This window comes from Bradyrhizobium sp. U531 (genome assembly GCF_051710265.1).
Taxonomy (GTDB): domain Bacteria; phylum Pseudomonadota; class Alphaproteobacteria; order Rhizobiales; family Xanthobacteraceae; genus Bradyrhizobium.
In genome coordinates this window covers 137,883-150,690 of sequence record NZ_JASVEN010000014.1, presented here as the reverse complement: position 1 = coordinate 150,690, position 12,808 = coordinate 137,883, and the positions used below count along the sequence as shown (strand labels likewise).

The window sequence follows — 12,808 nt, the reverse complement described above, 5'->3', positions numbered from 1 at the left end:
CAGCCGACAGAGAACTGTCACCCATCCATCCGGTCTACTTTGTTACCTATCTATCCGGTCTGGACAGTTGCCGTGCCCTCTCCCCTTGTGGGAGAGGGCAGCACCGCTGGCAGATACGAACTCACTTGGGTGAGGGGTATTTCTCCGCAGACTCGGTTAGAGATGTGACCGCGGACAGAACCCCTCATCCGGCGCTTCGCGCCACCTTCTCCCACAAGGGGAGAAGGGAAGAAGAGACCTACTCCGCCAAAAACCTGCTCACCACTTCGCCGAATCCCAGCGGGTCCTGCTCGAACATCCAGTGGCCGGCATTCGGGATCACCGCGGTCTTGGCGCCAGCAATATGCTCCGCCAGCACGCGCCACATCACCGAGAGACTGCCGGTGGTGGCGCCGCCGCCGATCAGCAAGGTCGGCGTCCTGATCGCCTGCGCATCGCTGAGCGTGTAGGGCCGGCGCTGCTCGTTGATTTGGCCGAGGAAGGTCAGCGCGTTGTCGCGGAGCTGCTGCTTGGCCGCCGCCGGCACGCGCCGCCAGGAGCCGTCGCCTTCGATGCCTTCGTAGAAATTCTGCAGCGCGCCTTCGAGATCGCCTGCGCGGATCATCTCGACCGAGCGCGCGGTGCGCGCCGCCAGCGGCGGATGCGCGGGCGTGCCTTCCGGCAGCGGCAGGCTGGTATCGAGGTCGCCGCCGGGCTCGGCCAGCACCAGCCTTCGCACGAGATCCGGCCGCGCCTGCGCGACGCGAAACGCGATGTGGCCGCCGCGGGAATGGCCCATGAGGTCGACGGGGCCCGGTTGAACCTGCTCGACGAACGCGATCATATCCGAGACGTGCTGCGCCATCTTGTAGTTGTCGCCGACGGCGTCCCAATGCTCGGGGAAGAAGTGCCGCAGGCTGACCGAGATCACGCGATGGTTCTTGGACAACGGCCCGAGCACCGCATACCAGGTTCGGAAATCCCCGAGGGTGCCGTGCACGCAGACCAGCGGATGGCCGTCTCCGATTTCGAGATAGGCCATGTCGTAACCGTTGACGTGGAATGTCTGCATGGTCAGCTCGCCAGAAAATCGAGGACGACTTCGGAATATTTCTGCGGCGCCTGCTCGAACATCGGATGCGTCGTGTTCGGGATGACCGCGGTCTTGGAATAGGGCACGTGCGCCGCGAGCGCATGCAGCACCTTCGGCAGCAGGCCCTTGGTCCGCGCCCCCAGGATGAACAGCGTCGGCATTCTGATCTGCTCCGCATCCGCCTTGGAGAACGGCGGGCGGTTGTCGCGAACCTGGCCGATCAGCGTCATGGCGTTGTCGCGCAAATTCTGCTTCACCATCGCCGGCAGCCGCGGCCAGGTGCCGGGGCCTTCCAGCGTGTCGACGAACACGGTGAGCCCGCCGTCGACATCGCCGGCCGCGATCTTCTCGGCCGAAGCCGTGAAGCGCGCCAGCAGCGGCGAGGGGCCGCCGACATAATCGGGGTCGAGGCTGGCGTCGAGCTCGCCGCCGGGCTCGGCCAGCACCAGCCGGCGCAACAGATCGGGGCGCGCCTGCGCGACGCGGAAAGAGATGTGCCCGCCGCGGGAATGGCCCATCAGGTCGACGGGCCCGAGGTCGAGCTTGTCGATGAAGGCGATGACGTCCTGGACATGCTGGGAAATCGAATAGGTGTCACTGAGGCCGTCCCAGCGATCCGGGAAGAAGTGCCGCAGACTGACGGCAATCACCCGATGCCGCTGCGACAGCGGGCCGAGCACGCAGCCCCAGACCCGGAAGTCGTTGAGCGAGCCGTGCACGCAGACCAGCGGCGGGCGGCCCCTGTCTTCGCCCACGTCGAGATAGGGCATGTCGTAACCGTTGACGTGGAGGCTTTGCATTCGGGACTCGCGGGGCAGGCGGAACTCCTGTGCAAGATTCCCGGAAACCGGGTGGATCGCAACTATTTCCAAGCCTACATTCGAGCAGAGATCACATTGGGGGCATGCGAAGGACGCGAGCCAGGAACCAGACCATGACCGACCAGCATTTCGCCCTGTTCGACACGAAGATCGGCCTCTGTGCCATCGCCTGGGGCCCGCGCGGCATCAACGGCACGCAGCTCCCGATGGGCGGCGAGCAGAAGATCCGCACCCGCATCAGCCAGCGTCATAATGAGGCCACTGAAGCCGAGCCGACGGCCGAGGTACAGCAGGCGATCGACCGTATCGTGCAGCTGCTCGCGGGCGAGCCTGACGACCTCACCGATATCGAACTCGATCTTGACGGGGTGCCGGACTTCAACCGCGGTGTCTACGCGATCGCCCGCGCCATTCCGCCGGGCAAGACCGTCACCTATGGCGACATCGCCAAACAGCTCGGCGGCGTCCAGCTGTCGCGCGATGTCGGTCAGGCGCTCGGCCACAACCCGTGCCCGATCGTCGTGCCCTGCCATCGCGTGCTGGCGGCCGGCAACAAGCCGGGCGGATTCTCGGCGAATGGCGGCGTGGTGACGAAGCTGAAGATGCTCGAGATCGAAGGCGCGCTGGTGAATCACACGCCGAGCTTGTTCGATTGAGGCGGGGTCTCGTGCCCCGGACGCAGTGCGGCACGTAGTGACGCACTGCAGAGCCGGGGCCCAGTATCCTAGCTAGATGGGTCCCGGCTCTGCGGCGCACCGCTCCGCGCTGCACCGCGTCCGGGACACGAGACCTTCGTTAAATCTTCGCCGTCGTCTTCGGCCAGTACTTGTCGCGCAAATGCCGCTTCACCAGCTTGCCCGTCGGCGTGCGCGGCAGCTCGGCCTCGAAATCGATCGAGCGCGGGCACTTGATTGCGGAGAGGCGGGTCTTGCAGTAGGCGATCAGATCCGCCTCCAGCGCCTTGCCGGCGCGGCTCATGTCGTGCGGCTGCACCACGGCCTTCACCTCTTCGCCCATCTCCTCGTTCGGCACGCCGAACACGGCGACGTCGGCGACCTCGGGGTGCGTGATCAGCACGTCCTCGGTCTCCTGCGGGTAGATGTTCACCCCGCCCGAAATGATCATGTAGGACTTGCGGTCGGTGAGGAACAGGAAGCCGTCCTTGTCGAGATAGCCGACGTCGCCGAGCGTGGACCAGCCCTTGGCATTATAGGCCTTCTTCGTCTTCTCGGGGTCGTTGTGATAGGTGAAAACGGGCGCGTCGGCGAAGTAGACGGTACCGATCTCGCCAACCGGCTGCTCCTCGTCGTTCTCGTCCAGGATCTTGATCTTGCCGACCACGGCGCGGCCGACGCTGCCGCGATGCTCCAGCCATTGCTGCGAGTTGCAGACGGTGACGCCGTTACCCTCCGATCCCGCGTAATACTCGATCAGGATCGGGCCCCACCATTCGATCATTTTTGCTTTCACGTCGACCGGGCAGGGCGCGGCGGCGTGGATTGCGCCTTTCAGCGTCGAGACGTTGTACTTGCTGCGAACTTCGTCGGGCAACTTGAGCATGCGCACGAACATGGTCGGCACCAGCTGCGATTGCGTGACCTTGTACTTCTCGACCAGCTTCAGGAACTCCTCGGCGTCGAAATGCTCCATGATGATGGAGGTGCCGCCAAGCACGACCGCCATCATGTTGAAGCGCAAGGGAGCGGCGTGATAGAGCGGCGCCGGCGAGAGGTAGGTGCTGTCGGCATTCATGCCGCACATGTCCGCGCAGAGCACGCGCAGGAATGCGTTCGGCTCGTCGATGGGTTTGCCTTCGAAGTCTTTCTTGATGCCCTTCGGGCGGCCGGTGGTGCCCGACGAATACAGCATGTCGTAGCCGGCGACTTCGTCCGCGATCGGCGTGGTCGGCTGGCTGGCTGCTTCCTTGTCGTAGGAGCGGAAGCCCGGCAGCGGCTCGTCCATCATGTAGAAGATCGGCTCGCCGGCCGTGCCCTTGATCAGGCCCTTGATCTGGTCGGCGCATTTCGGCGTCGTGATCACGACCTTGGCGCCGCAATCGGCTATGATGTAGTCGATCTCGTCCTGCTTCAGATAGCGGCTGATCGCGGTGTAATAGAGCCCGCTCCGCTGCGCGGCCCAGCACAGCTCCATGAAGGCGAGGCGGTTTTCCATCAACAGCGCGATGTGGTCGCCAGCCTTGAGCCCGAGCGAGCGGAACAGCTGCGCGCCCTGGTTCGAGAGCTCGTCGAGCTCGCGATAGGTGATCGCCTTGCCGGTCCCGGCCATCTGATAGGCGATCTTGTCGGGCGTGGTCTTGGCGTACACGGACGGGTGGGTCATGGCGCTTCCTCAAAAAAAGAGGCGAGCGGTGAATGGCGATAGGGGCGGAAGCCGCTCCCTGTCACCATTCACCACTCGCCATTTGTTCTTCGCTTTTCTTCTTACAGTCGCTCCACGATCGTCACGTTAGCCATGCCGCCGCCTTCGCACATGGTCTGCAGGCCGTAGCGCTTGCCGCGCTGGTGCAGGGCGTGGACCAGCGTCGTCATCAGCTTGGTGCCGGAGCCGCCGAGCGGATGGCCGAGCGCGATGGCGCCGCCATTGACGTTGAGGCGCGCCGGATCGGCGCCGGTGGTCTTGAGCCAGCCGGTCGGCACCGAGGCGAAGGCTTCGTTGACCTCGAACAGGTCGATGTCGCCGATCGTCATGCCGGCCTTCTCCAGCGCCTTCTTGGTGGCATGCAGCGGCGCGTCGAGCATGATGATTGGATCGCCGCCGGTCATGGTCATGTGGTGGATGCGCGCCAGCGGCTTGACGCCGAGCTGCTTGAGGCCGCGCTCGTTGACGACCATCACGCCGGAAGCGCCGTCGCAGATCTGGCTGGCGCTGGCCGCGGTGAGTTTGCCGTTTTCGGCGATCAGCTTGACGCCCTTGATGCCGTCGAGGGTGGCATCGAAGCGGATACCCTCGTCGATATGGTGGGTGTCCTTGCTGCCGTCGGCGCGGGTGATCTCGAGCGGCACGATCTCCTTCTTGAAGTGACCGGCCTGCGTCGCCGCGATCGCGCGCTGATGGCTGTTGTAGGAGTATTCGTCGAGATCATCTTTCGACAGGCCGTACTTCTCGGCCATCATCTCGGCGCCGGTGAACTGGCTGAACACGATGTTCGGATAGCGGGCCTCGATGCCCGGGCTCTTGTAATGGCCAAAGCCGTTCTTGGCGGCGAGCTGCGAGGACAGGCCCATCGGCACGCGCGTCATCGATTCCACGCCGGCGGCGATCACGACGTCCATGGCGCCCGACATCACGGCCTGTGCCGCGAAATGCAGCGCCTGCTGCGAGGAGCCGCACTGGCGGTCGATCGAGGTGCCCGGCACGCTCTCCGGCAGCTTCGAGGCCATGATGGCGTTGCGCGCGACGTTGTTGGACTGCTCGCCGACCTGCATCACGCAGCCCATGATCACGTCCTCGACCAGGGCCGGATCGACCTTGGTGCGATCGACCAGCTCGTCCAGCACCTTGGCGGCGAGATCGGCCGGATGCCAGCCGGCGAGGCGGCCCCCCTTGCGCCCACCCGCGGTACGCGCGGCGGCGACGATATAAGCCTCGGCCATGTCGGTCTCTCCCATGATTGTTTTGAACTGAATTGGGTTGTCGGCGCGGATTTAAGGGGCGGGATATCATTTAGTCAATCGATCAATTAACTCTTGTGATGAGGCGCTGCTTCGGCTTATCTGCGGCCCGCTTCAGCGGCGAGAACAGGGATCTCCGTGACTACTGGCGTACCGAACAGGCTCCCGAGCGGAAAGAATTCCACGGCGGAGAAATTGCTCGTGGCCGCGAGCGAGCTGATGATCGAGCGCTCCTCGATCGAGATCTCGCTGTCCGACATCGCCCAGAAGTCGGGCGCCAACGCCGCGCTGGTCAAATATCATTTCGGCAACAAGGACGGCCTGCTGCTGGCGCTGCTCGCACGCGATGCTGCCACCGAGATGTCCAATCTTGAATATCTGCTGGCGCAGCCGATCAATTCGACGGCGAAGCTGAAGCTGCACATCGCCGGCATCATCCGCGCCTATCATCGGTTCCCCTACATGAACCGGCTGATCCACTATCTGCTGCATGAAACCAGCGCCGGCTCCGCGGACGAAGTCTCGAAGTTCTTCGTCGCGCCGCTGCTGGATTTTCACCGCCGCCTGCTCGCCGAGGGCGTCAGCCGCGGCGAATTCCGCGCCACCGATCCGGTGCTGTTCTACACCAGCCTGATCGGTGCCTGCGATCACCTGTTCTTCGGCCGGCACGCGATGTCCCGCGCGACCGGCGTCGGTCCGGTCACCGATGACGTTTGCCGGCAATATATCAAGCACATGGAAACGCTGATCTGCGGCGGCATCCTCACGCAAGCCGGGGAAGCTGCCGCGGCCGGATAATCCGGTCGCACCTCTTCAAGTCTAGAGAAGAAACGTCCAAGGAAAGGTATTAGCGATGGAATTGAAAGACGTAGCCGTTCTCATCACCGGTGGCGGTTCGGGTCTCGGTGAAGCCACCGCCCGCGCCATGGCGGCCAAGGGCGCCAAGATCGGCGTCATCGACCAGAACAAGGACAATGCCGAGAAGGTCGCTGCCGAAGTGAAGGGCGTCGCGCTGCATGCCGACGTCACCAGCGAAGAGCAGATCAAGGCCGCGATCGCCAAGGCCGAAGCCGCGCACGGCGTGGCCCGCGTGCTGACGAACTGCGCCGGCATCGGCGGCTCGCAGCGCATCGTCGGCCGCGACGGCGTCTATCCGCTCGAGAAGTTCGCCCGCATCATCAACGTCAATCTGATCGGCACCTTCAACTGCCTGCGGCTGTTCGCCGAGCGTCTCGTCACCATCGAGCCGGTCGGTGAAGAGCGCGGCGTCATCATTAACACCGCTTCGGTTGCTGCTTACGAAGGCCAGATCGGCCAGATCGCTTATTCCGCCTCGAAGGGCGGGGTCGTCGGCCTGACCCTGCCGGCCGCGCGCGACCTCGCCAGCCAGAAGATCCGCGTCAACACCATCGCGCCCGGCCTGTTCTTCACGCCGCTGCTGATGGGCCTGAACGAGGAAGCCCGCAAGAGCCTGGGCGCGCAGGTGCCGCATCCCTCGCGCCTCGGCGATGCCAAGGAGTACGGTTCGCTCGCCGTGCATATCGTCGAGAACCCGATGCTGAACGGCGAGACCATCCGTCTCGACGGCGCCATCCGCATGGCGCCGCGGTAGGCGGTGCGCTCTTCCTTCTCCCCTTGTGGGAGAAGGTGGCGCGCGTAAGCGCGCCGGATGAGGGGTTTGCATCCGCGGAGACAGACCCCTCACCCTAGTGAGTAGTTGCAACGATGTGCATGCCCTCTCCCACAAGGCGAGAGGGCGCAATAACAGCCATCTCACGCGCGGACATAAGAGGCCACCCATGTCCCAACCGCTGCTGATCGAGCATGACGACGGCGTCGACCGGGTGACGCTCAACCGTCCTGATAGTCTCAACGCGCTCGATCCTGCGCTGATCGATGCACTCAACGTCTATTTCCAGGGGCTGCAGCGCAACCGCGACACGCGCGTGGTCGTGCTCAAGGGTGCCGGCAAGAATTTCTGCGCCGGCCTCGATCTCAAGGCTGCGATGACGCGCCGCGCCGGGCAGCAGGAGCCGCCCGGTGTCACGGAGTCCCTGGACTCGCAGCGGCGCATCGCCGACATCGTGATGCTGATGCGGCGCTGCCCGCAGCCGATCCTGGCGCTGGTGCAGGGCGCGGCCGCCGGCGGCGGCTTTGCGCTGGCGCTGGCCTCCGACATTCGCATCGCCACGAGATCGGCGCGGATGAACTGCGCCTTCATCAAGCTCGGTCTCGGCGGCTGTGACATCGGCACCAGCTATTTCCTGCCGCGGCTCGTCGGCGTCTCCGTCGCCTCCGAGCTGATTCTCACCGGGCGCTTCATCGGCGCCGAGCGCGCGCTGGCGGTCGGGCTCGTCACGGAAGTGGTCGACGAGGACAAGCTCGATGATGCGGCCGAGCCCTATGTCGAGGCGATGATGACAGCTTCGCCCGTGGGGCTGAGGCTGTCCAAGGAATGCCTCAACATGAGCGTCGATGCGGGATCGCTGGAAGCTGTCATCGCGATGGAAGATCGCAACCAGGTTCTGTGCAGCCGTTCCGAGGAATTTTCGGAAGGCATCAGGGCCTTCCTTGAGAAGCGAAAGCCTGTCTATATCAAGCGCTGAACGAGAACGATCCGCAAAGGACAATAATTCCGGGAGACGCAAAATGAGTGGAAGCGCGGCGGCCGTGATGACGAAGCCCGCCTTTCGCAAGATCGAGTGGCTCGCGCGCGACATCGACGTCGAGCGCCGCGGCGACGGCACGGTGGTGCTGAAGTCGCGCATTCCGCTGCAGACTTACGAGACCCACATTCCGGCGTCGCTGGCGAAGTGGGCAAGGGAAGCGCCCGAGCGCATCTGGCTGGCGCAGCGTGGCGGTCCCGACCGCGAGTGGCGCAGGGTCTCCTACGGCGAAGCCAAGCGCACCGTGGACGCGCTGACGCAGGGCCTGCTCAATCTCGGACTCGATGGTCGCCCGGTAACGATCCTCTCGGGCAATTCAATCGAGCATGCATTGATGACGCAGGCCGCGATGCAAGCGCGTTCGCCGGCTGCGCCGGTGTCGCCGGCCTACTCGCTGATGAGCCACGATCACGTCAAGCTGAAGTACCTGTTCGACCTGATCAAGCCCGGCGTGGTGATGGTGCAGGACGGCCCGACCTTCGAGAAGGCGCTCAAGGCGCTGGATCTCTCCGGCGTCACTGTGGTTCACGTCGCGCGGCCCTGCGACGGCATCAAGAGCGTCAGCTTCGCCGATCTTTCGGCGACGCCGGTGACGAAGGACGTCGAAGCCTCGATCGCGAAGATCACGCCGCAGACCGTCGGCAAGCTGCTGTTCACGTCGGGCTCGACCGGCATGCCCAAGGCCGTCATCAACACGCAGGCGATGATGTGCGCGAATGCTGCGATGATGATGCAGGTTCGTCCGCGCTCGCCCGATGGTCCGATCGCGACCATGCTGGACTGGATGCCGTGGAATCACACCATGGGCGGTAATGCGGCATTCCACCCGATCCTGGTCGACGGCGGCACGCTCTATATCGACGACGGCCGGCCGATGCCCGGCCAGTTCGAGGAGACGCTGCGGAACCTGCGGGAGATCTCGCCGACCTATTACGCCAACGTGCCGGCCGGCTATGCCGCGCTCGCCGCTGCCATGGAGAAGGACGACGCGCTCTGCCGCTCCTTCTTCAAGAATCTCTCGATCATGGCCTATGGCGGCGCGCGCCTGCCCGACGATCTCTACGACCGCATGCAGGCCCTCGCCGTGAAAACCACCGGCGAGCGCATCGTGTTCTACACCGGCTGGGGCTCGACCGAGACCGCGCCGACCTCGACCGGCACCTATTGGGACACCGAGCGCGTCGGCCTGATCGGCCTGCCTTTCCCCGGTGTCGAGTTGAAGATGGTGCCGTGCGGCTCGAAATATGAGTTGCGCCTGCGCGGCGTCAACGTCACGCCGGGCTATTTCGGTCAACCGGATCTGACCAAGAAGATGTTCGACGAGGAAGGGTTCTATTGCATCGGCGACGCCGGCATTTTCGTGGACGATGCCGATCCGGTGAAGGGCATCATCTTTGCCGGTCGCGTGGTCGAGGACTTCAAGCTCACCACGGGCACCTTCGTGCATGTCGGCTCGCTCCGCACCGATGCGATCGCAGCGGCAACGCCTGTCGTGCATGACGCTCTGGTCGCAGGGCAGGATCGCCCGTTCATCGGCCTCCTGGCCTGGCCGAATCTGCACGCCTGCCGCCAACTCGTCGGCGGTCCCGATCTCAGCTTCGAGGACGCCGTGAAGCATCCCGAGGTGATCGCCTGCTTCAAGCGCGGGCTGGAGGCGCACAACCGGGAATGCGAGGGCGCCAGCAGCCGCATCATCGCGCGCGCGATGCTGATGGTCGAGCCGCCCTCGATCGACGGCAACGAGCTCACCGACAAGGGCTACATCAACCAGCGCGCAGGCCTCGAACGCCGCGCTGCGCTGGTCGCGCGGCTTTATACCGACAAGCCCGACCAGGATGTGATCGTGCTGCGATGAGTGCGCAACTCTCTCACCTCGTCATTCCGGGGCGCGACGAAGTCGCGAGCCCGGAATCTATAACCACCAGCCGGGGTTATGGATTCCGGGCCTGGCCCTTCGGGCCATCCCGGAATGACGGCAATAATGAATGACAACGAATAAGAGGCCGCCATGAACTTTGACTTCTCCGACGACCAGAAGCAGCTCCGCGATCAGGCGCGCAAGTTCCTCGCCGAGAAGTGCTCGCCCAAGGCGGTGCGTGTCGTGCTCGACGGCAAGGCGCCTTACGACAAGGAGCTCTGGAAGGGCCTCGCCGAGATGGGCTTCCTCGGCGTCGCGATCCCCGAGGAGTTCGGTGGCGCGGGGGCCGGCCATCTCGAGCTCTGCGTGATCGCCGAGGAGATGGGCCGGGCCAACGCGCCGGTGCCGTTCTCCTCGACCGTCTATCTTGCCGCCGAAGCGCTGCTGATCGCGGGCAGCGATGCGCAGAAGAAGAAGTGGCTGCCGGCGATTGCTTCCGGTGAAGCGATCGGCACGCTGGCGCTGTTCGAGGGCAAGGGCAATCCGGCGCCGAAGAACGTCAAGCTCACGGCCGCGAACGGCGTGCTCAACGGCGTCAAGAAGCCGGTCGCCGACGGCGCGATTGCCGACTTCGCGGTGGTTGCCGCGCGCAACGGTTCGAGCGGACGCGAGGCTGATATCTCGCTGTTCCTGGTCGATCTCAAGGCGGGTGGCGTCGAGGTGAAGAGCCTCACCAACCTCGATCCGACCCGCGGGCAGGCCGAGATCACCTTCAAGGACGCCAAAGCCGAGCCGCTTGGGGCTGCCGGCGAAGGCTGGAGCATTCTGACTCAGGTGCTCGACCGCGCCGCGGTGCTCTGCGCGTTCGAGCAGGTCGGCGGCTCCGACCGGGCGCTCGAGATGGGCCGCGATTACGCGCTCGACCGGATCGCGTTCGGTCGCCAGATTGGTTCGTTCCAGGCGGTCAAGCACATGCTCGCCGACATGTACGTGTCGGCGACGCTGGCGCGCTCCAACAGCTATTACGGCGCCTGGGCGCTCTCGACCAATGCAGCCGAGCTGCCGGAAGCCGCGGCCGCCGCGCGCATCAGCGCGACGCAGGCGTTTCAGCATTGCGCCAAGAACAACATCCAGGTTCACGGCGGCATGGGTTTCACCTGGGAGTTCGACTGTCACATGTACTACCGCCGCGCCAACGCGATGGCGCTCGGCCTCGGCAGCCTGTCCTATTGGGAGGACCAGTTGATCGACCGCATGCGGAAGAAGAACGCGGCTTAACGATCGATGATTTGTAGGATGGGTAGAGCGTAGCGAAACCCATCATAACGCGGGTGGTCTAAGAGATGGGTTTCGCTTCGCTCTACCCATCCTACGACACCGGCGAGGGATGATAGACCATGAACTTCGACGACACCCCGCAGGAAGCCGAATTCCGCGCCACCGCCCGCGCCTGGATCGGTGCCAATGCGCCGAAGCAGTACGAGGAGGAGCTGCGCAAATCCTCGCTCGGCCGCACCGTGCTCAAGAACGCCAATATTCTCGAGGTCGCAAAGGCCTGGCAAAAGAAGAAGGCCGATGCCGGCTGGGCCTGCCTGCACTGGCCTAAGGAGTATGGCGGGCGCGGCTCGTCGCCGATCGAGCGCGTGATCTGGTCGCAGGAAGAAGGACCGTTCGGCCAGCTCTCCCGCATGTTCATCATCGGCCACGGCATGTGCGGGCCGACCATGATGGCGTTCGCCCGCGAGGAGCATAAGCGCAATTATCTGCCGCCGCTTGCTTCCGGCGAGAAGGTCTGGTGCCAGCTGTTCTCGGAGCCCGCCGGCGGCTCCGACGTCGCGGGCCTGCGCACGCGCGCGGAGAAGGACGGCGACGACTGGGTCATCAACGGCCAGAAGATCTGGACCTCGGGCGCGCATTATTCCGACTACGGCATCCTGCTCACCCGCACCGATCCGACCGTTCCCAAGCACAAGGGCCTCACCATGTTCTTCCTGGACATGAAGAGCCCCGGCGTCGAGGTGCGGCCGATCAAGCAGGCGAGCGGCGCCTCCGACTTCAACGAGGTCTATTTCACTGACGTCCGCATCCCCGACCATCAGCGCCTCGGCGAGGTCGGTGACGGCTGGAACGTCTCGCTGACCACGCTGATGAACGAGCGCAGCGCGATCGGCGCGGCGGTCTCGACCGGTTTCCCCGAACTGTTCGAATATTGCTCCAGCCTGATGCTCGACGACGGCCCCGCGATCGAGGATCGCGCGGTGCGCTCGAAGCTCGCCAACTGGGCGGTGAAGGCGAGCGGACTGAAATACACCAGCATGCGCGCGATCTCGGCGCTGTCGAAGGGCGAGCGGCCGGGGCCGGAAAACTCCATCGGCAAGCTGGTGGCGGGCTCGATGATCCAGGACGTCGCGACCTACGCGCTGGATTTGCAGGGCGCGAGCGGCGTCGTCAGCGGCGAGGATGCCGAGCTGGCCGGCCGCTTCCAGGCCATGCTGCTGCGCGCGCCGGGCACGCGCGTCGAAGGCGGCACCGACGAGATCATGCGCAACATCATCGCCGAGCGGGTGCTGGGCTTGCCCGGCGATATCCGTGTCGACAAGGACGTGCCGTTCAACAAGATCCCGACGAAGGGAAGGGGCTGATCGTGTCCCGGACGCGGTGCGGTACGAAGTACTGCTCCGCAGAGCCGGGACCCAGAGGCTGCAAATAGGCCCCGGCTCTGCAGCGCACCGCTTCGCGCTGCGCAGCGTCCGGGGCAC

Annotated in this window: 11 protein-coding genes; 7 read left to right on the top strand and 4 right to left on the bottom strand. The window is 64.7% G+C overall.

Annotation, left to right across the window (positions count from 1 at the left end; all coding sequences use genetic code 11):
• Positions 1–238: 238 nt before the first annotated feature.
• Both QRQ56_RS37230 and QRQ56_RS37225 read right to left on the bottom strand, forming a co-directional pair.
• A complete protein-coding gene (locus QRQ56_RS37230; RefSeq protein ID WP_438746708.1) occupies positions 239–1,051 on the bottom strand; it encodes an alpha/beta fold hydrolase in 813 nt (270 codons plus the stop codon).
• Positions 1,052–1,053: 2 nt separating this feature from the next.
• On the bottom strand, positions 1,054–1,872 hold the full coding sequence (locus QRQ56_RS37225) for an alpha/beta fold hydrolase (RefSeq protein ID WP_438746706.1): 819 nt from the start codon (positions 1,870–1,872) through the stop codon (positions 1,054–1,056).
• Positions 1,873–2,006: 134 nt separating this feature from the next.
• Between QRQ56_RS37225 and QRQ56_RS37220 the strand changes: the two genes are divergently transcribed.
• Entirely contained in the window at positions 2,007–2,549 is a 543-nt protein-coding gene (locus QRQ56_RS37220) for a methylated-DNA--[protein]-cysteine S-methyltransferase (RefSeq protein ID WP_438746705.1), read from the top strand.
• A 139-nt stretch (positions 2,550–2,688) separates the two neighbouring features.
• Here the strand turns inward: QRQ56_RS37220 and QRQ56_RS37215 are convergent, their stop codons facing one another.
• Together QRQ56_RS37215 and QRQ56_RS37210 are read right to left on the bottom strand one after the other, a co-directional pair.
• Positions 2,689–4,233, bottom strand: coding sequence for an acyl-CoA synthetase (locus QRQ56_RS37215; protein ID WP_438746703.1), 1,545 nt, complete (start codon positions 4,231–4,233; stop codon positions 2,689–2,691).
• Positions 4,234–4,334: 101 nt separating this feature from the next.
• On the bottom strand, positions 4,335–5,507 hold the full coding sequence (locus QRQ56_RS37210) for an acetyl-CoA C-acetyltransferase (protein WP_438746701.1): 1,173 nt from the start codon (positions 5,505–5,507) through the stop codon (positions 4,335–4,337).
• 213 nt (positions 5,508–5,720) lie between these two features.
• Between QRQ56_RS37210 and QRQ56_RS37205 the strand changes: the two genes are divergently transcribed.
• The 6 genes from QRQ56_RS37205 to QRQ56_RS37180 all read left to right on the top strand — a co-directional run bounded on the left by QRQ56_RS37205 (position 5,721) and on the right by QRQ56_RS37180 (position 12,691).
• Positions 5,721–6,323, top strand: coding sequence for a TetR family transcriptional regulator (locus tag QRQ56_RS37205; protein ID WP_438746699.1), 603 nt, complete (start codon positions 5,721–5,723; stop codon positions 6,321–6,323).
• Between the two features lie 55 nt (positions 6,324–6,378).
• On the top strand, positions 6,379–7,137 hold the full coding sequence (locus QRQ56_RS37200; protein ID WP_438746697.1) for an SDR family NAD(P)-dependent oxidoreductase: 759 nt from the start codon (positions 6,379–6,381) through the stop codon (positions 7,135–7,137).
• Positions 7,138–7,324: 187 nt separating this feature from the next.
• On the top strand, positions 7,325–8,131 hold the full coding sequence (locus tag QRQ56_RS37195; protein WP_438746695.1) for an enoyl-CoA hydratase/isomerase family protein: 807 nt from the start codon (positions 7,325–7,327) through the stop codon (positions 8,129–8,131).
• A 43-nt stretch (positions 8,132–8,174) separates the two neighbouring features.
• Positions 8,175–10,046, top strand: a complete 1,872-nt coding sequence (locus QRQ56_RS37190; protein ID WP_438746693.1) for an AMP-binding protein — start codon at positions 8,175–8,177, stop codon at positions 10,044–10,046.
• Between the two features lie 153 nt (positions 10,047–10,199).
• Positions 10,200–11,327 (top strand): acyl-CoA dehydrogenase family protein, encoded by a 1,128-nt coding sequence (locus tag QRQ56_RS37185; RefSeq protein WP_438746691.1) that lies wholly within the window; start codon positions 10,200–10,202, stop codon positions 11,325–11,327.
• Between the two features lie 119 nt (positions 11,328–11,446).
• The gene (locus QRQ56_RS37180) at positions 11,447–12,691 is read left to right on the top strand and encodes an acyl-CoA dehydrogenase (protein ID WP_438746689.1); all 1,245 of its coding nucleotides are present in this window, start codon (positions 11,447–11,449) and stop codon (positions 12,689–12,691) included.
• Positions 12,692–12,808 lie beyond the last annotated feature (117 nt).

Excerpts from the sequence above, each read along its gene's own strand:
- QRQ56_RS37225 (WP_438746706.1), bottom strand. The coding sequence starts at position 1,872 with ATGCAAAGCCTCCACGTCAACGGTTACGACATGCCCTATCTCGACGTG.
- QRQ56_RS37180 (WP_438746689.1), top strand. The coding sequence starts at position 11,447 with ATGAACTTCGACGACACCCCGCAGGAAGCCGAATTCCGCGCCACCGCC.
- QRQ56_RS37195 (WP_438746695.1), top strand. The coding sequence starts at position 7,325 with ATGTCCCAACCGCTGCTGATCGAGCATGACGACGGCGTCGACCGGGTG.
- QRQ56_RS37185 (WP_438746691.1), top strand. The coding sequence starts at position 10,200 with ATGAACTTTGACTTCTCCGACGACCAGAAGCAGCTCCGCGATCAGGCG.
- QRQ56_RS37230 (WP_438746708.1), bottom strand. The coding sequence starts at position 1,051 with ATGCAGACATTCCACGTCAACGGTTACGACATGGCCTATCTCGAAATC.
- QRQ56_RS37220 (WP_438746705.1), top strand. The coding sequence starts at position 2,007 with ATGACCGACCAGCATTTCGCCCTGTTCGACACGAAGATCGGCCTCTGT.
- QRQ56_RS37215 (WP_438746703.1), bottom strand. The coding sequence starts at position 4,233 with ATGACCCACCCGTCCGTGTACGCCAAGACCACGCCCGACAAGATCGCC.
- QRQ56_RS37190 (WP_438746693.1), top strand. The coding sequence starts at position 8,175 with ATGAGTGGAAGCGCGGCGGCCGTGATGACGAAGCCCGCCTTTCGCAAG.
- QRQ56_RS37210 (WP_438746701.1), bottom strand. The coding sequence starts at position 5,507 with ATGGCCGAGGCTTATATCGTCGCCGCCGCGCGTACCGCGGGTGGGCGC.
- QRQ56_RS37200 (WP_438746697.1), top strand. The coding sequence starts at position 6,379 with ATGGAATTGAAAGACGTAGCCGTTCTCATCACCGGTGGCGGTTCGGGT.